Consider the following 18,617-nt stretch of genomic DNA (forward strand, 5'->3'; position numbering starts at 1 on the left):
CTATCGCTCTCCTTCACTTCTTCGCCACGCTGTTCACCGGCACCGCGTGCACCAGGTAGCGCTCTTTGATGCTGTCCGGCGGCCAGCAGGTGTAGAGAATGAGCTCTTCGCCCTGGCCGGAGAAGTACTGCAGATCGTTCACCGGGACGGAATGCTTGTAGGTCACCTCATACACGTGCATCACCCCTTGATGCGTCACGTACACGCGGTCGCCCTTGTTGAGCTTGTTGATCTGGCGGAAGGCTTTGGTGAACTTGGAGACGTCCCAGGAGTATCCGCTGGAGTGCCCGTAGATCATGATCTTCCCCTCGCCGCCCGGATAACTGAAGAGGTGCCCCACGCCGTTCGCCAGCACGGCGAGGAGGCCTTTCTGCGTGGTGGGGTCGGCGGGGTGCGTGATGGAGAGGTCGTTGATCTCGAGCGTGGGGATGGTGATGGCGAAAGGCTTGGCCGAAAGCGACACGGTTTCCGCCCGCGGCACGGGCTGCGCCACGGACGTGTTGGGGGGGCGGGGAAGCGACGGGACGGTGACCACGGCTGCGACGGGAGGAGGGGTGATGGTGGCGACGGAGGGCTGGCGGATCACCGGTGATGCCGGGGCGGGGACGGCGGCAACGCGTGGGGAAGCGGGCGACGTCCAAACCGGTTCCGTGAAGGCCGTGAGCTTGCGTGTGGTGACCTCATCCTGACGGTACGCCATGTCGATGAACTGCCCACGCGTGAGCGCCGAACCCAGACGAAGCTTCTCGGACGAAGCAACCACATTGCGGGAGAACGCCTTGGCCACCGCATTGGCGTACCAAGCCTTGCCCCCAAAGGGAGCCTCTTCGGGGCCGGCGTTAAGCCGGGGCGTGTCCTCCCCGTACGCACGCTGAAGCATGACGATGCCCTCCTCGGCACGCACGGTGGCCGTGGGGCGGAAGGAACGGTCGGGGTACCCGGTGATGATGCCCGCCTCGAAGGCCGCCTCCACGTAGGGAGCGTACCACGCATGCTGGTCGAGGTCGGGGAAGAGCGGGAGGGGCGGCAGGTTGTTTGCGAACCACTGCGCGCGGTTCTTCAAGTGCGGCCTCAAGGCGACGATCACCTTCAGCGCTTCCACCCGTGTGATGCGGTCGTACGGCCGTCCCGTGTTCCCCAGGGCACCTTTCTCCTGCAGGGCGGCATACGCCTGCGCGTAGCGCGTCCCCTGCGTGTCACCCGGCGCGGCCGCAGAAACGGTTGCCTGCCCAATCCAAGAGAGCGCGAGTATGGCGATGAGGAGGGCTGCGGGGTGATTCTTCATGAGCGACAAATACTTACACATAATTCACTAACTGTCAATGTTCGCTTCCCAGGCCTCCTCTACGCTATTCTCCACCCACGATGCCATTAAGGATTGGAATAGTCGGCCTGCCCAATGTGGGAAAATCCACCCTGTTCAATGCGCTCACAAAGACCCGCGCCGCGCCCGCGGCGAACTACCCCTTCTGCACCATCGATCCCAACGTGGGCATGGTGGAGGTGCCGGATGAGAGGCTCGCCAAACTCACGGACCTCGTGAAGCCGGAGAAGACCGTGCCCGCCACGGTGGAGTTCGTGGACATCGCGGGGCTGGTGAAGGGGGCGAGCAAAGGGGAAGGGTTGGGGAACGCCTTCCTCAGCCACATCCGCGAGGTGCACGCCATCTGCCATGTGGTCCGCCTCTTCGAAGGGGGCGACATCATCCACGTGGAGGGGACGGTGGATCCCAAGCGCGACCGGGAGACGATCGAGACGGAACTGGCGCTGAGCGACCTGGCCACCATCAACAAGCGCATCGATAAGCTGGAACCGAAAGCGAGGATGGGAGACAAGCAGGGGGTGCTGGAGCTTTCCGCCGCCCACAAGATCAAGGAATTGCTCGAGCAGGGGAAAGCGGCGTCGAAGGCGGCGCTGGCGCCGGAGGAGGAAGCCCTGGCGCTCCCCTTCCAGCTCCTCACGCAGAAACCCGTGATCTACGCCGTGAACGCGTCGGAGGAGCAGGTGAAGGGCGTCACGGAAGCGCAGGCGCGCGAACGGCTGGCGCTCCCCCCGGATGCCGACGTGGTGACCATCTGCGCCAAGATCGAGGAAGACTTGCAGGAACTGGGGGAAGACGAGGCCAGGGAATACCTGAAGGAATTGCAGATGGAATCGTCGGGCTTGGACCGCCTCATCCGCGCCGCCTACCACGCGCTCGGCTACATCACGTTCTTCACGGCGGGGCCGAAGGAAGCGAAAGCTTGGACCATCACGCGGGGGATGACGGCGCCCCAAGCGGCGGGAACGATCCACACCGACTTCCAGAAGGGCTTCATCGCGGCGGAAACCATCGCGTATGACGATTACGTGACGCTGGGAGGGGAACAGAAAGCCAAAGCGGCCGGCAAAATGCGCGCGGAAGGGAAGGGGTACGTGGTGAAGGACGGGGATGTGATGCTGTTCCGCTTCAATGTCTGACGCTTCACAACGCCCCTTGACGCACCTATCATTCCCTTGATGGATGCTCATGCTACACCCCCTCTCAGCGACATCGAGCTTGCCGATATCGCCCCTTCCCTTCATGGCCTTCCGCAGGAAGACCTTGAGCGGGTGGTGCAGGAACTGCATCAAAGGACTGCGGATCCCCACAAGTCTCCTGAGAAACGGCTCAAATGCCTCCGCCGATTCCGCCGGCTGAGCTCGAGGCAACAGGAAGAGGAAAACATCCTCCATTCGACCGCCCAGCGCATCCATCAACTCACTAAACTTCCGGGGAGCGGTTGCCCTTCGTTCCACTTCCACAACCGCGCTGTTCGATCCTCCATCGCTCATCTGCTTTCCCCTTCGTGGAAAGGACCCCTCCGCGGAGGATTAAACGGATTGGATCATACGACGCTCATTCCTCCTGAACTCTACGAACAAACATTACTGGCTGAGGAGACCGAAGAGGATTTGATACGGAGAGCGGAGAATCTCCTTCATGAACTGGGCCTGGACGATCCAGCGTATCCCTACATGAACCGACTGCATCTGTTTGAACAAGCCACCATCTCATCATGCCATTCATAGCCCGTCAAGAACCGTTCACCTGCGGGCACTGCAGTGCCGTCGTCACTCCCCTGCCGCACGGAACCTACCGCAACCACTGCCCGCTGTGCCTGTGGAGCAAGCATGTGGATGACCAAGGGCCGGGTGACCGTTCGTCGCTCTGCCAAGAGCTCATGGAACCGGTCGCCCTGGACCAGGACGGCAAGAAGGGATGGATGGTCTTGCACCGCTGCACGGCATGCGGAAAAGAGATACGCAACAAATGCGCACCCGATGACGATATCTCCGCCTTCACTTACCGCTAACCTGTATACGCTCTAGAAATGTGATCAGTTTCTCCTCCTCTTCGTGCATGGATGATACGTAATACGTAATACGTGATACGAAATACGCCTCAACTACAACCAGAAGTGGCGCCACAATCCAAACACACCTCACATGACCCGTTCCGCTTCATCCGCATGCTTCCGCAACCCGAACACATGGTCCCCGTGAAGCCCTGGAGCTTGGCATGGACGGTCTTCCCCTCGCTCGCTTCCACCTTGGACACCACTTCGGTGATCTCCTTGTGCGTCTTCTCCTCCACGAGAGTGCCTAAATCCCGCTGCTCCGTGTGCGTGCCCTCATCCACCACCGGCAGGCGCATGGCGAAGGCGGACTTGCTCATGCTGCCCTCCGCGTACGCGCGCTCCACCAGCTCCGCATTGTGGAACTTCCTGGCCTTCTCCTTGGTGAGGAACTTGAGCGCCAGCCACCGGCCGAGGTAATCCATGATGGATTTGACCATGGGGATCTCCTTGTTGGCCGTCATGCCCATGGGCTCGAAGCGGGTGTTGACGAGCTTCTCGCACAGCACCTCCAGCGGCACGCCGTACTGCAGGTTCATGGAGAGACTGAGCGCCAAGCCGTCCATGACGCCGGAAAGCATGGAGCCCTCCTTGGCCATCTTGATGAAGATTTCGCCGGGTGTGCCGTCGTCGTACATGCCCACGTGGACGTAGCCCTCATGGCCCGCCACGGAGAACTTGTGGGCGATGGCTTGCCGCTCCTCGGGCAGTTTGCGCCTGCGCGGGACTTCCTTGATCACCAACTTCTCAATGATCTTGGTTTCCACGATTTTCTCCACCGTTTTTTCGTCTTTCTTGTCCGAGGAATTGGAGAGCGGCTGCGAGAGCTTGGAACCGTCGCGGTAGAGGGCGTTGGCCTTGAGCCCCAATTTCCAACCGATGAAGTAGGCGTTCTTGATGTCCTCCACGGTGGCCTCGTTGGGGAGGTTGATGGTCTTGCTGATGGCCCCCGTGATGAAGGGCTGCGCCGCCGCCATCATGCGGATGTGGCCTTCGGCGGAAATGAAGCGCCTCCCCAGCTTGCCGCACTTGCTGGCACAATCGAACACGGGCAGGTGCTCCTCTTTGAGGAGCGGCGCGCCCTCAACGGTCATGCGGCCGCACACGGCCACGTTGGCTTCCTCAATCTGCGCCGCCGTGAACCCCAGTTTGCGCAACACGTCCAGCGCGGGGTCGGCGAGGTCGGCATCCGTAAACCCGATGCGCTTGAGCGTCTCTTCCCCCAGCACCCACTTGTTGAACGTGAACGTGATGTCGAACACCTGCGGCAAGGTCTTCTCCACATTGGCGATGTCCTGGTCCGTGAAACCCTTGTCCAGGAGCGCCTTGCGGTTCACGTGGGGGGCGCCCTCCAGCGTGAGCGTCCCCATGACGTACGTCATGATGTCCCGCACCTCGCCCTCCGTGTACCCCAGGGCGTGCAGCGCCGGCCCCACCGACTGGTTGGCGATCTTCATGTAGCCGCCCCCCGCCAGCTTCTTGAATTTCACGAGCGCGAAATCCGGTTCCACGCCGGTGGTGTCGCAATCCATGAGGAGCCCGATGGTCCCCGTGGGGGCGATGACGGTGACTTGCGCGTTGCGGTACCCCTCCTTCTCCCCCGCCCGGTACGCGCGGTCCCATGCGTCCTTGGCGGCATGGAGGAGCTCCGGCGGGCAGGCGTTCTGGTCCAGACCCACGGGCACCACGCGCAAACCTTCGTACTCCTTGGCCGGCGCGTCGTACGCGGCGCGGCGGTGGTTGCGGATGACGCGGAGCATGTTGTCGCGGTTGCGCGCGAAGCCGGCGAACGCGCCGAGCACCGACGCCATCTCCCCGCTCTCGGCGTACGACTCGCCCGTCATGATGGCCGTAAGGGCGCCCGCGATGGCGCGCCCCTTGGGGGAATCGTACGGGATCCCCATGCGCATGAGCATGGCGCCCAAGTTGGCGTACCCCAGCCCCAGCGTGCGGAACGCGTAGCTGAGGCGCGCAATCTCCTTGCTCGGGAACTGCGCCATAAGGACGGAGATCTCCAGCACGATCGTCCACAGGCGCACCGCATGCTGGAACTTCTCCACGTCGAAGGAACGGTGCTCCTCATCGAAGAACTTCAGGAGATTGAGCGAGGCGAGATTGCACGCCGTGTCATCCAGGAACATGTACTCGCTGCAGGGATTACTGGCGTTGATGCGCCCGTCGGCGGGGCAGGTGTGCCAGTCGTTGATGGTGGTGTCGTACTGCAAACCGGGATCCGCGCACGCCCACGCCGCGTATCCGATCTGGTCCCACAGATCCCGGGCCTTGAGTGTCTTGCTGGGCTTGGGGGGACGGGTTTCCTCCGCCGCCTTGCGCAACTCCGTGCGCCAGTACAGGTTCCAATCGCCGTCCTTCTCCACCGCTTCGAAGAAGTCATGGGCCACGCGGATGGAATTGTTGCTGTTCTGGCCGGAGACCGTGAGGTACGCCTCTCCGTTGAAATCGGTGTCGTAGCCGAATTTCGCCAGGGCAGCCACCTTCTTCTCCTCATTCACCTTCCAGTTGATGAAGTCCTCGATATCCGGGTGGTCCAGGTCCAAACAGACCATCTTGGCGGCACGGCGCGTGGTGCCGCCGGACTTGATGGCCCCCGCCGCGCGGTCCCCGATCTTGAGGAAGCTCATGAGCCCGGAGCTCTTCCCGCCGCCGGAGAGTGGTTCCCCCATGCCCCGCAGCTGCGAGAAGTTGGTGCCCGTGCCCGAACCGAACTTGAAGAGGCGGGCCTCCCGGGTCCACAGGTCCATGATGCCGCCTTCGTTGACCATGTCGTCCCGCACGGACTGGATGAAGCACGCGTGCGGCTGGGGATGGGTGTAGGCGTCTGCGCTCTTCTTGATGTCCCCCGTCTTGGAATCGGCGTAGAAGTGCCCCTGCGCGGGCCCCGTGATGCCGTAGGCCGTTTGGAGCCCCGTATTGAACCACTGGGGGCTGTTGGGCGCCGCCATCTGGTGCACCAGCATGTAGCTCAGCTCGTCCTCAAAGGCTTGCGCGTCCTGCGCCGTCTCGAAGTACCCCTCCTGCTCCCCCCAGTGCCGCCAACAACCGACCAATCGGCGGACCACCTGCTTCACGCTCCGCTCCGGCCCCTTGACCACGCTGCCGCCCGCATCCATGAGCACGTTGCCCTTGTCGTCGTACTGCGGTACGCCCGCCTTGCGGAAGTATTTGCTCACCATGATGTCCGTGGCCACCTGGCTCCAGGCGGCGGGTACCTCCGCGCCCTGCATTTCGAACACCGTGGAACCGTCGGTATTGACGATGCGGCTCGTCCGCTTCTCGTAGCGCACTTCCTCCAGGGGGTCGTTCCCGGGCGTGGTGAACACGCGGGAAATGGAGAGTCCCTTGCGAGCTCGTTGGCCCAGCATCTGTTCCTGCTCGACGGCGGAAGCGGGGGGGATCGCCCCCTCTTTCTTCGCGGAACGGGATGACGCGGAAGAGACTTGGGAACGTGAGGAAGGCACTGGGCCGGAGGAGCCCCGAAGGGACGACGAAGGATTCATAGGGCTGTGGAATGAAACACAATCTGTAGGAGTCTTTTATGAACAACTACACAAGATATTGTGTCACGCGGGTGCGGTCAAGCATTCCGCGCGCTAAGGATCGGGATCGTACCCCACCCTCTCGGCGGAGGGGAAACTGAATGCGTTGACGGCTCTTGGGAACTCCCGCGCCGTGTTCACTTACCAACCATCACCACTTCCTCATCCACCATTCCCGCCTCCCGAAAAACCTCCCAGGTCCGCGCTCCTCCTTCCACGAGGATGCTCGTGATCCCGTGGAATGCCCCTTCCGGACGGGAGAGGACACCCCAAAGCTCGGGGAAGTCGAAGGAGCCGTTGAAAACGGGGACGTCCCAAACCTGCACTCCCCTCCCCTGCAGTTCCTTGCGGCGGTCTTCCTTGCCCGCCTCCAAGGTGGGCGACGTGATGATGACGGTTCGCGCGCGGTTGTCGTCACTCACGACACGCGCCGTAAGGGGCGTACGGAGATGCGAGTCGAGGATGATGCGCCATGGCTGATACCGTTGTAGCCCTGCCCTGCCCGCCGCATTCTGACTCCATCTCGTATCCAACCTCGGATCATCACTGATCACCGTCTGTACCCCCACAAGGATGGCGTCCACCCGTGACCGTAAGGACGTATGCGCCCACCGGTCCTGTTCCTCACCCGTGATCTTGAGGGGGGAACCGTCCTCCGCCGCACTGCGCCCCTCCGGAGTCCTCGCGCTCTTGAGGATGATCCAGGGACGGTGGCGCTTCCGCAGGCTGGCGAAACCGCGGTTGAAGTACTCGCATGATGGACGGGCAACGGGACCGATGACCTGCACCCCTTGCCCGCGGAGCAACGCCTCCCCCCGGCTGCAGACCCTCTCATCCGGATCCCGCATGCCGAAGCAGAGGCGCTTCACCCCCTTGCCCAGAATGATGTCCGTGCAGGGTGGTGTCTTGCCCACATGGCAACACGGTTCCAGGTTCACGTAGAGGATGGCGTCTCGAGGAACGGTGCCGGGAAAGTGCAGAAGAAGATCGCGTTCCGCATGCGCCTTGCCGAATCCCTTGTGCAATCCTTGCGCAATTATCTTGTTCTCCAATACGAGTAGAGCCCCTACCATAGCCCCGTTTCCCACTTCACCTCTCCCCTCCTCCGCCAACAGAAGACACTCCCCCATAAAGTGATCATGGCGCGGATCATCGCCGGTGCGGATATCATTTGCGATCAAGGTACTTCTGAAGGACGGAGACGGGATGTGGCCGCGCTCCTTTCGACGCCGGTGTGGATTGGGGGGAGCCGGATGGGACGTTTCTCGTTTGCTCGTCTATTCGTTTTTCGTTTGGGTCATTGGTGCTTGGCACTTGGTTGTTGCTCTGTTCATTCACCAATCGATGGTGTCGATGGGCATGCAGCACTTTGCGGTACCCTCCCGTGCCGTTTTCGATGAACCGCGCCACGCGGGTGACCGTGGTGGTGCTGGCCCCCGTGACGGCCGCCACCTGGCGGTAGCTCAGCCCCCGGACGAGATTCTTGGCCACTTCCAGCCGTTCGCTCCACGCCTGCAACTCACTCAACGTGCCGATGTCCCGGAACAGGTTCGCCGCATCCTCCTCCGACCGGCAGGTGAGGAATGCCTGGCACAATGCCTTGAACCACGGCTCACGCCGGAAGGAATCATCGGTGAAGCGCTTCTTGGGGGGCATGGAGAAAAAGTTACAATGTTGTACTACAATGGTACAAGAGAAAAAGTATCAAGTATCAACAATCAAGTGTCAAACAAGACTGCATATTTTCAGACGCGAGTTCAACCGCCAAGCGCGACACCTGAGAGTTCCCTACTCTCCGTATGCGCACTTACCATCATCTTTCTCCCGTGGAAAAGTGCGGCGCAATGAAGGCCTGAGTGGGTACCGTGCCTGCTCGGCAGGACGACGTGCCTGGCGGCGCACGCTCATTCCTCGCCAGGAGCCTGCCACGGTGCTCCGTCCTGCCTTCTGGCAAATCGTGCAGGACACGCTCAAACAGATCGCCCGCGAGTTCTTCGCGTTTGACCGCAGGTGCATGAAGCACTTGCGGGAGCAATACTTTCAATGTTTGAAAATTACATAGTTATACGATCAGCCCTATTTGTAGATTCTTTAGTAGAACTATATTAGTGTTCAAGGAATGATGAGGCACCAACGTCCGTTTCACAACATTCTTCTGCTCTGCTTAAGCCGGATACTCCGCAATCTTTCCTCATTGGTCTCAATTTTCCATTCCCTATGACCATGAAGAATTCAGGCGGGTCGGCAAGTGCATTTTCCTCCCATTCGGAAAATACTATGCGTATGGCAAGACCAAAGACCTCCCGCAAGAAACGTACGACGATGCTCATCACCAGCCTTGTGCTCTTCGTCATTACAGCCGTAACGCTGGGCATCACTACCACGCGACGAACGAACGATGCCGATGTGGCGCGCACGTTTGAAGCGGAGAATCTGGAGATCGCCCTCATGCAGTACCTCTTGGACCACTGATCACCCCTCTCGCTTCCCCGCTATCCCCCCCTTCCATGCGACGTACGAAACCCGGTTTCACCGTCATCGAACTCCTCCTCGCCGTGAGCATTCTCAGTACGCTCAGCAGCGTGGTGATCATGGCCATAGCTCCACGCACGCAAATCCTCAAGACACGGGATGTGGAGCGGTCGGAGCTCTCCCAACAGCTCAGTAACTCCATGGAGAGCAGGATGCTCGACGAGCAGACGATCGCCGAATGGAACGCCATCCCCGAATGCACGGAAGAGAACAGGCTCACCTGCGCCAAGCGGATCTGCAAGGCGGGAGCAGGTTGCCCTCTGGACGAAGCGTTGAGCCTAGAATCGCTCGTTCCCGCGTACATCACGCACCTTCCGGTGGATATCGTGATGGATATGGACGACGTCTGCACCGGCTTCATGGTGTACAAGCAGCGCGGGCGCCCCCGCGTGTTCTCGCCCAACCACGGCAAGCTTCCTGGGGAAACGCCTCGGGGGGGATGCAAGCCGCAAGTTGCGTACCATCACATTTTCTACAACAATTCTTCCTACGACGGCTACGATGCTTCGCCTTCCCCGGAGGACGATGCCGCCATTGCGCCGGACAAGGTTGTCCTTTTGCCCGGGGAAACCTCCTCCTTTGTCAATTACACCAATTACGAAAAAGGCCTCAACGGCATCATGGTGGACCTGGCCTTCTCGCCGAATCCCGCCGGGATCACAGCCGCGGACTTCACGTTCCAGCAGTCGTTTACTTGGGCTGTGACTATGGCCCCTTCGAGCGTGACCGTGAGGGAAGGAGCGGGCGTGGGAGGCTCCGATCGGGTCACCATCATTTGGCCGGACAATGTTCTTCAGAGGAAATGGGTGCGAGTGACCGTCCTCGCCACGCCGAACACCGGCCTGGAAGAAAACGAGGTCCACTACTGGGGGAATGCCATCGGGGAAGCGGATGTGGGGAATGAACCCTTGCGCTATAACGTAAACTATCTTGATGAAGAAGAACTGCGGGCCCGTGTGACGAGCTCCGCATCCATCACCAACAAGTACGACGTGAACCGGGACGGCGTCGTGGATGCCGTGGACGAGCTCATCGCGCACAACAACCCCGCCGGTTACGCCCCCGGTTCAACTAATCCCGGAGGACCGTACAGGACTCTCAGGGTCCTGACAGCGACAGAGGAAGAGCCCGAATTTGTCTACGAATAATTGCACTCCTGCCGGTTCGCGGACCTTTGCAGCGGATATCGGATGGATGATTGCATCGCGAGGGCGTTATGGGGACGTTCCGTGTTACACCGGACGAGTCACTCCAGGAGGATGACGCGGGATTCCTTGAAGACCGGCTGGATGGCGCGGGAGCACGGCAGGCTTACTTGCCTCCGCTGCGCGCCGCGATCACTTCTTCCGCCTTATTCTTGGGGACCTTGGCGTAGTGGCTGGGCTCCATGGAGTAGCTGGCGCGTCCTTGCGTCATGGAGCGCATGTCCGTGGCGTAGCCGAACATCTCGGCCAGCGGCACGTGCGCGTCGATCACCTTGGCCGTGCCGCGCTCGCTGGTGCCGAGGATGGTTCCGCGCCGGGAGTTGAGGTCGCCCATGATGTCGCCGAAGAACTCCTCGGGAGTGACCACCTCCACCTTCATCACCGGCTCCAGGATCACGGGGTCCGCTTTCCGGGCGGCCGCCTGCAAGCCGATGGACGCCGCCATCTTGAAGGCGAATTCGTTGGAGTCCACGTCGTGGTACGAGCCGTCCGTAAGGTCCACCAGGATATCCACGAGCGGGTAGCCCGCCAGCACGCCGCGGCTCATGCCTTCCTGGAAACCCTTGTCGCAGGCGGGGATGAACTCGCGCGGGATGCGGCCGGAAACGATGTTGTTCTCGAAGGTGTAGCCCTTGCCCGGCTCCTGGGGCTTGAGATTAAAGACCACGTGGCCGTACTGCCCGCGCCCGCCCGTCTGCTTGATGTACTTCTCCTCGTGCTCCACTTCCTTCTGGATCGTCTCGCGATAAGCCACCTGCGGGTTGCCGACGTTGGTTTCCACCTTGAATTCGCGTCGCATGCGGTCGACGATGATATCCAGGTGGAGCTCGCCCATGCCGTGCAGGACGGTCTGGCCCGTCTCATCGTCGGTGCGGACACGCAGGGTGGGATCCTCTTCCGCCAGTTTCTGCAACGCCACGCCCATCTTCTCCTGGTCCGCCTTGGTCTTGGGCTCCACGGCGAGGGAGATGACGGGTTCCGCGAAGGTGATGGATTCGAGCTGGACGGGATGCGCCTCTTCGCAGATGGTATCGCCCGTACGCGTGTCCTTGAGGCCGATCACCGCGCCGATGTCGCCCGCCTCGATCTGTTCGATCTCCTGCCGCGAGTTTGCATGCAGGCGTACGATGCGCCCGATGCGCTCCTTGTTGCCCGTGCGGGAGTTGGTGACGTAACTGCCGGACTTGAGGACGCCGGAGTACACGCGAACGAAGATGAGCCTCCCCACGAAGGGGTCCGTGGCGATCTTGAACGCGAGCGAGGTCATGGGCTCGTCATTGCTTGGCTTGCGCAGCACCGGTTCCCCCGTCTTGGCGTCCGTCCCCTTCACGGGAGGCAGTTCGATGGGGGAAGGCAGGTACGCCACCACGGCGTCCAGCATGGGTTGCACGCCCATGTTCTTCAGCGAGGACCCGCAGAGGACGGGATAGAGCCTGTTGGCAACGGTGGCGATGCGCAGCCCCGTGCGGATCTGGTCATCCGTGAGTGCGCTGTTCTGCAGGAATGCGTCCATGAGCTCGTCGTTGCTGTTCTCCGCCACCTTCTCCATGAGGATGAGACGGTACTCCTGCACTTGGTTCTTCATGTCCTCCGGGACGGGGATCTCCTTGAGCAATTCCCCGTTCTTCCCCTCGAACGCGTACGCCTTCTGCGCGATGATATCGATGAGGCCGGAGAATTCGGCTTCCGCGCCGATGGGCAGTTGGATGGCCACCGCATTCTTGCTCAGGCGGTCGAAGATGCTGTCGAGCGACATGAAGAAGTTGCCGCCGGTCTTGTCCATCTTGTTGATGAACGCGAGGCGCGGCACGTGGTACTTGTCGGCCTGGCGCCATACGGTCTCGCTCTGCGGCTCCACGCCTTGGGAACCGTCGAACACCACCACGCCGCCGTCCAAAACGCGGAGCGATCGCTCCACCTCGGCGGTGAAGTCCACGTGTCCCGGGGTGTCGATGAGGTTGATGACCGTGTCCAACTCGGAGCCGTCCGGCTGCTTGGTCTTCCAATGCGCCTGCGTGGCGGCGGAAGTGATGGTGATGCCTCGCTCGCGCTCCTGCTCCATCCAGTCCATGGTGGCTTCCCCCTCGTGCACCTCGCCGATCTTATGCGTGCGGCCGGTGTAGTACAGGATGCGCTCCGACGTGGTGGTTTTTCCCGCATCTATGTGCGCGATGATCCCGATGTTGCGTACGTTCTTGAGGTCCATAACTCTCAGGTGAAAAGAATGGGAAGGTGCGGCGGGAAGCGTTGCGAAACAACACATCCGGAGGGGATGCTGGCGACTCTGTCCTTTCCGCATCCTAAGCCCGCAGACTATAGAGGAATTCAGGCTTCACCGCAAACGGGATTCGCCTCCAAATCCCTCATGGTAAGAGGAATTCCCTCATCCCCGGGATGTTCGAAGCCGCGCGGAAGACTCCCGCGGCGTTCCGCCTCCGTTTGTTCACATACCTCGCCGCCGACGATGAGCAGCCGCAGTTTGTCCTCCATCACCGAGCACAGGCACCGGCATACCGTCACGTCCACCACTGCACGGCCTTGCCGCACTTCCACGGTTTCCCCGTTCTCCAGCACCTCCAGCAGCGCTTCGCAGAGGATCTCTTCCCGCGCTTGCGCAAACACCGACGTATCGGGGATGGGGAGGGCGGCCGCCACCAGGAGCACGGCTTCGTGATACGCCTCTTCCGCAGCTTCACGGAGGCATCCGCGCTCAAAGAGGGAAAGACTCAGGGAATCGAGTGTGAGGGAGAAGGTGTGCATGTGTGTGTGGAAGGAAAAATGGGTGCGAATATTATACTTATTTTGTATAGTTTGTCAATGGTCAGAAGCCCCCTGCCCCTCACTCCCCTCGAAGGTTCAGGTTGGCTTAGGACTTGGCCAAATGCGCAAAAGCCTTGTTCGCCTGGGCCATCTTCAGCACATCTTGCTTCTTTTTGATGGCTGCGCCTTGGTCGGCGGAGGCGTCCAGGAGTTCCATAGCCAATTTCTGCGCCATGGGCACCCCCTTGCGGGCGCGCGCGGCGGTGAGGATCCAGCGGATGCTCAACGCCACCTGGCGCTTGGGGGTCACTTCCACGGGAACCTGGTACACGGAACCGGCGATGCGCTTGGGGCGCACTTCCACGAGGGGTGTGGCATTGAGGAGCGCCTTGGAGAACACCTCCATGGGGGCGTCTTTGGTGCGCGTCTTGATGACCTCCAGCGTGTCCGCGAAGATGCGGCGCGCCGTGGACTTCTTCCCCCGCAGCATGAGGCAGTTGATGAACTTCTCCAGCAAGGGGTCGGAGTTGGCGGGGATGTAGGACTTGATGGGCTTGGCCATGGGAGGAGGAGGTTACGTGGGACGGGTAGGGACGTCCCAGCGGGACGTCCTTACGACATGTTATTTAGGACGCTTGGCGCCGTAGAGGGAGCGTCCCTGCTTACGGTCGCGGACGCCTTCGGTATCCAGGATGCCGCGGACGATGTGGTAGCGGACCCCCGGAAGGTCTTTTACGCGGCCGCCGCGGACGAGGACCGTGGAGTGCTCCTGCAAGTTATGCCCCTCCCCCATGATGTACGCCTTCACCTCGTACCCGTTCGACAGGCGCACGCGCGCGATCTTGCGGAGGGCGGAGTTGGGCTTCTTGGGCGTCATGGTGGTGACCTTCACGCACACCCCGCGCTTGAACGGCGCGCCGTGGGGCAGGTCGATATCGCGCATGTTGAGGGCGTTCCAGGCGGTCTGGAGCGCGGGCGCCTTGGACTTGCGGCGCTTGTCCTTGCGCGATTTTCGGATGAGCTGGTTGATGGTAGGCATAGGGACGATGGGAGGGGATGGTAGGGACGTCCCAGCGGGACGTCCTTACGACAATACGTTTGACGAGGCGGGGAGATAGTACGGAAGAGCAGGAAAGATGTAAAGGAGTCGGATGCGGCGGTTATGCCGGTTCGGCCTCTTCACCGTCACCGCGGCCGGGGACGGCGGGAGACTCCGCTTCGTCCTCGCTTACACCCTCTTGCTTTTCCGGCTCGAGACCCCTCTCCCGCAGGTAGCGGACGCGGTACACCTCGCCGGTGGGGATGAGGCGGCCGATGATGACGTTCTCCTTGAGGCCTTCGAGCATATCGATCTTGCGGGTGGTGGCGGCCTCCACGAGCACGCGGATGGTCTCCTGGAAGGATGCGCCGGCCAGCCAGCTGTCCGTGGCGAGCGCCACGCGCGTGATACCGAGCAGCAGCTGCTCCACGGTGGCTTCCTTGCCGCCGTCCTTCATCACCTTCTCGTTCTCAAACTGCAGGTCGCCCACATCCACCGTCTCGCCCGGTAGGAATTCCGTGTCCCCGGCGTCGATGACGCGCATCTTGCTGAACATCTTCTTCACGATGATCTCCAGGTGCTTATCGTTGATGGTCTGCCCCTGGGAAGCGTAGATGTGCTGCACTTCGGAGACGATGTACGTCTGCACCGCGTACGCCCCCTTCTTCTCCAGAAGTTCCTGCAGGTTGTAGTGGCCCACGTTGAGCGCTTGCCCGGCCTCGATGGGCTGGCCCGTCTTGACGAGCATGGATTCGCGCGGCCCGAACTCGTACGTGCGCTCCTGGCTCTCCTCGTGGCGCAGCTTGAGGATGCCGCGGTCCACGGAGACGATCTCGCCGGGGATCTTGACCTTGATGGTCGTCTTGTCCGAGAGGGATTTGGCCAGCACCGCGCGCTCCTTCATGCGATCCCCTTTCTTGGCGATGACCTCGTACCCCGACGGGACGTAGTAGGTATCCTCCCCCGGCGTCTCGGCGATCACCTGCACGGTGGTCTTGCCGCCCTGGTGCGTGACCTTCACGCGGCCGGCGATATCCGAGAGGGAGGCGGGTGTGCGGGGGTTGCGTGCCTCGAAGAGTTCCTCCACGCGGGTGAGACCCTGCGTGATGTCCGCGGTGTCGGCGACGCCTCCCATGTGGAAGGTGCGCATGGTGAGCTGCGTGCCCGGTTCCCCGATGGATTGGGCGGCGATGATGCCCACGGGGGTGCCCACCTTCACGGTCTTGTTGTCGCCCAGGTCCCGCCCGTAGCACTTCTGGCAAATGCCGTTACGCGTGCGGCACGTCATCACGGAGCGAAGCTCCACCTCGTTCACGCGGTGCTCCTTGAAGGTTTGGATGAGGCGGTTGTCGATCTCGTCGTCGCGGCGGGCGAGCACGTCGCCGTCCGCTTCCACATCGCGGGAAAGGGTGCGGCCGAAGATGCGCACCTCAAACTTCTCGCCGATCTTCTCGCTCTCCTCGCGGGTCACCTTGTGCCCCTGTTCGCCGGTGCAGTCATCCTCCCGGATGATCACGTCCTGCACGGCATCCACGAGGCGGCGCGTGAGGTACCCGGCCTCCGCCGTCTTGAGGGCGGTATCGGATTTCCCCTTGCGTCCCCCGTGCGTGGCGATGAAGTACTCCAGGACGGAGAAGCCGTCGCGGAGGTTGCTCTGCACCGGAAGCTCGATGGTGCGGCCGGAGGGGTTGGCCACCAGCCCTTTCATACCGGCGAGCTGCGTGACTTGTCCCCAGTTGCCGCGGGCGCCGGAGTCGATGACGTACGTGATGTCGTTCTCCTCCACCTTGAGGAACTCGCGGATCATGACGTTCGTGACTTCGTTCTTCGTCTGGCTCCAGATGCGGATGGCGTGGTTGTAGCGCTCGTCCGCGGTGACCATCCCCTTCCAGAAGAAGTTGTTGATGAGGCGGATCTTCTCGTTGGCTTCCTCGAGCAGCTTCTTCCGTTCCTGCGGGACGACGATGTCCGAGGCGGAAATGGAGATACCGGATATGGTGGCGAACTCGAAGCCCAGGTCCTTGACGCGGTCTGCGAACGCCACCGTCTCTTCCCTGCCCACCGTCTCCAGTGCGATGGAGATGAGGTCGGAGAGGTCCTTCTTCTTCATGGTCTTGTTGATGATGCCCAGCCCCTTGGGGACCACTTCCTGGAACTTCAGGCGCCCGACGGAGGTTTCGATGACCTCCCGTGCGGGAGCAGCCTCCTCCCCGTCCCCCTCGGGTACGGGCATGCGCACCTTGATCTTAGCCTGCAGGTGCACCACGCCGTGGTCGTACGCCATGAGGGCCTCCTCGGGGGAGCTGAAGAGCATCCCATCCCCTTTCTTGCCGTCGTGGATGCGCGTGAGGAAGTAGCACCCCAGCACCATGTCCTGGATGGGGTTGATGATCGGTTCGCCCGCGGACGGCTTGAGGACGTTATTGCCCGCGGCCATGAGGCTCGCAGCCTCCTGCTGGGCCTTGACGGAGAGCGGCACGTGCACGGCCATCTGGTCGCCGTCGAAGTCGGCGTTGAAGGCGGCACACACGAGCGGATGGAGCTGGATGGCCAGCCCTTCCACGAGCTGCGGTTGGAACGCTTGGATCCCCAGGCGGTGCAGCGTGGGCGCGCGGTTGAGGAGCACGTACTTGTCCTTGATCACCTCCTCCAGGATGTCCCACACCTCCTTCCCCCCGTCCTGCACCAGGCGCTCCGCGGATTTGACGTTGTGCGCCAGCTCGCGGCGGATGATGGAGCCGATGACGAAGGGCTTGAAGAGTTTCATGGCCATCTCCTTGGGAAGCCCGCACTGGTTCATCTTGAGGTGCGGCCCCACCACGATCACCGAGCGGCCGGAGTAGTCCACGCGCTTGCCGAGCAGGTTCTGGCGGAAGCGCCCCTGCTTCCCCTTGAGCATGTCCGAGAGGGAGCGGAGCTTGCGGCGGTCGCCCGCGGTGAAGAGCGTCTTGCCCGCGCGGGCGGAGTTGTTGAGGAGCGTGTCCACGGCTTCCTGCAGCATGCGTTTCTCGTTGCGGCAGATGACCTCGGGGGCGCCGATGGACATGAGCTTCTTGAGGCGGTTGTTTCGGTTGATGACGCGGCGGTAGAGGTCGTTCAAGTCGGAAGCCGCGAAACGCCCTCCGTCCAGCTGGACCATGGGACGCAGGTCGGGCGGGATGATGGGGAGGCGCGTGAGGATGGTCCACTCCGGCTTGATGTTGGACTGGATGAGGGAGCTGGCCAGCTTGATGCGCTTCATGAGCTTCTTGAGCTTCTGGCCGCTGGATTGCTCGCGGTCCTTCCCCAGCTGCACCAGCAGCTCCTGCAAATTGACCGCGGCGATGATCTCGCGCAGGGACTCCGCACCGGTGCCGGCGCGGAACACGTGCCCGAACTTCATATTCATCTCGCGGAACTTGAGCTCCGAGAGCACGCCCCCCATGCGGAGGTTCTTGAGGTCGTCCAGCGCGTCCTTGTGGTTCTGCTTCAGTGAATCCATGCGGTCCGCCACTTCCTTCTCCAGCGCGTCCATCTGTTCGCGCGAGGCCTTGCTCTCCTGCAGCTTCTTCTTGGCTTCCTCGTAATCGCGCTTCACCTGGTTCTTGCGCGCCTCCATCCCCTGGCTCACTTCCTTCTCCGCCTCCCCCTTGGCCGCGTCATCCACCTGGATGACGATGTACGCGGCGAAGTAGACGATCTGCTCGAGCGTCTTGATGGGAAGGTCGAGGAGCAGGCCGAGGCGGGACGGGGACGAACGGAGGAACCAGATGTGGGTGACGGGGACGGCGAGGTTGATATGTCCCATCCGCTCGCGGCGAACGATGGAGCGCGTGACCTCAACGCCGCACTTCTCACAGACAACGCCCGAGTAGCGCACTCCTTTATACTTGCCGCAGAAGCACTGGAAGTTCTTCGTCGGCCCGAAGATGCGTTCGCAGAAGAGGCCGTCGGGTTCGGCGCGCTGCGTGCGGTAGTTGACGGTTTCCGCCTTGGTCACTTCTCCGCGCGACCACGCGAGCATGTCTTCGGGGCTCGCGATGCTGAGCGCAACGGCATCGAAGGAATCGGTGGCGGATTGCTTCTGCTGGAACGGCGAGGGCATGGTGGAGGGAGAAAAGAGGGTGGGAGACTTGAACGCACGAAAGTCCGCCGCTCCCCCTCTCTG

Annotated in this window: 14 protein-coding genes; 5 read left to right on the forward strand and 9 right to left on the reverse strand. The window is 61.8% G+C overall.

Annotated elements, in window-relative coordinates:
• Positions 1-13 precede the first annotated feature (13 nt).
• Positions 14-1,285, reverse strand: coding sequence for a sortase (locus WC698_03040; GenBank protein MFA6039212.1), 1,272 nt, complete (start codon positions 1,283-1,285; stop codon positions 14-16).
• Positions 1,286-1,365: 80 nt separating this feature from the next.
• On the opposite strand from WC698_03040, the gene ychF reads away from it, so the two are divergent.
• The 3 genes from ychF to WC698_03055 are packed head-to-tail and all read left to right on the forward strand — an operon-like array spanning position 1,366 to position 3,335.
• The gene (gene ychF, locus WC698_03045; GenBank protein MFA6039213.1) at positions 1,366-2,460 is read left to right on the forward strand and encodes a redox-regulated ATPase YchF; all 1,095 of its coding nucleotides are present in this window, start codon (positions 1,366-1,368) and stop codon (positions 2,458-2,460) included.
• 39 nt (positions 2,461-2,499) lie between these two features.
• A complete protein-coding gene (locus tag WC698_03050; GenBank protein MFA6039214.1) occupies positions 2,500-3,051 on the forward strand; it encodes a hypothetical protein in 552 nt (183 codons plus the stop codon).
• Positions 3,039-3,335, forward strand: coding sequence for an RNHCP domain-containing protein (locus WC698_03055; GenBank protein MFA6039215.1), 297 nt, complete (start codon positions 3,039-3,041; stop codon positions 3,333-3,335). The genes WC698_03050 and WC698_03055 overlap by 13 nt, the downstream gene beginning before the upstream one ends.
• A gap of 89 nt (positions 3,336-3,424) precedes the next feature.
• On the opposite strand, the gene WC698_03060 is transcribed toward WC698_03055, so the two are convergent.
• The 3 genes from WC698_03060 to WC698_03070 form a co-directional block, all read right to left on the reverse strand.
• Positions 3,425-6,856 carry a vitamin B12-dependent ribonucleotide reductase gene (locus WC698_03060; GenBank protein MFA6039216.1) on the reverse strand — a complete coding sequence of 1,144 codons (3,432 nt, stop codon included), beginning with the start codon at positions 6,854-6,856 and terminating at the stop codon, positions 3,425-3,427.
• A 215-nt stretch (positions 6,857-7,071) separates the two neighbouring features.
• Entirely contained in the window at positions 7,072-8,115 is a 1,044-nt protein-coding gene (ribD, locus tag WC698_03065) for a bifunctional diaminohydroxyphosphoribosylaminopyrimidine deaminase/5-amino-6-(5-phosphoribosylamino)uracil reductase RibD (GenBank protein MFA6039217.1), read from the reverse strand.
• Positions 8,102-8,590 carry a YerC/YecD family TrpR-related protein gene (locus tag WC698_03070; protein MFA6039218.1) on the reverse strand — a complete coding sequence of 163 codons (489 nt, stop codon included), beginning with the start codon at positions 8,588-8,590 and terminating at the stop codon, positions 8,102-8,104. Before WC698_03070 ends, ribD begins: the two co-directional genes overlap by 14 nt.
• A 627-nt stretch (positions 8,591-9,217) precedes the next feature.
• Between WC698_03070 and WC698_03075 the strand changes: the two genes are divergently transcribed.
• Positions 9,218-9,406: a hypothetical protein gene (locus WC698_03075; protein MFA6039219.1), complete on the forward strand. Its 189-nt coding sequence runs from the start codon at positions 9,218-9,220 to the stop codon at positions 9,404-9,406.
• A 35-nt stretch (positions 9,407-9,441) separates the two neighbouring features.
• Positions 9,442-10,614, forward strand: coding sequence for a type II secretion system protein (locus tag WC698_03080; GenBank protein MFA6039220.1), 1,173 nt, complete (start codon positions 9,442-9,444; stop codon positions 10,612-10,614).
• A gap of 163 nt (positions 10,615-10,777) precedes the next feature.
• Here WC698_03080 and fusA read toward each other — a convergent pair whose 3' ends face one another.
• The 5 genes from fusA to rpoC all read right to left on the reverse strand — a co-directional run bounded on the left by fusA (position 10,778) and on the right by rpoC (position 18,554).
• Complete coding sequence (fusA, locus tag WC698_03085) at positions 10,778-12,877, reverse strand: elongation factor G (protein ID MFA6039221.1); 2,100 nt, start codon at positions 12,875-12,877, stop codon at positions 10,778-10,780.
• A gap of 119 nt (positions 12,878-12,996) precedes the next feature.
• Positions 12,997-13,431: a hypothetical protein gene (locus WC698_03090; GenBank protein ID MFA6039222.1), complete on the reverse strand. Its 435-nt coding sequence runs from the start codon at positions 13,429-13,431 to the stop codon at positions 12,997-12,999.
• Between the two features lie 106 nt (positions 13,432-13,537).
• The gene (gene rpsG / locus WC698_03095) at positions 13,538-13,993 is read right to left on the reverse strand and encodes a 30S ribosomal protein S7 (GenBank protein ID MFA6039223.1); all 456 of its coding nucleotides are present in this window, start codon (positions 13,991-13,993) and stop codon (positions 13,538-13,540) included.
• A 60-nt stretch (positions 13,994-14,053) separates the two neighbouring features.
• Entirely contained in the window at positions 14,054-14,470 is a 417-nt protein-coding gene (rpsL, locus tag WC698_03100; GenBank protein MFA6039224.1) for a 30S ribosomal protein S12, read from the reverse strand.
• Positions 14,471-14,591: 121 nt separating this feature from the next.
• Positions 14,592-18,554, reverse strand: coding sequence for a DNA-directed RNA polymerase subunit beta' (gene rpoC, locus WC698_03105; GenBank protein MFA6039225.1), 3,963 nt, complete (start codon positions 18,552-18,554; stop codon positions 14,592-14,594).
• Positions 18,555-18,617: the final 63 nt, after the last annotated feature.

The organism is Candidatus Peribacteraceae bacterium (assembly GCA_041661065.1).
GTDB lineage: Bacteria > Patescibacteriota > Gracilibacteria > Peribacterales > Peribacteraceae > CAIKAD01.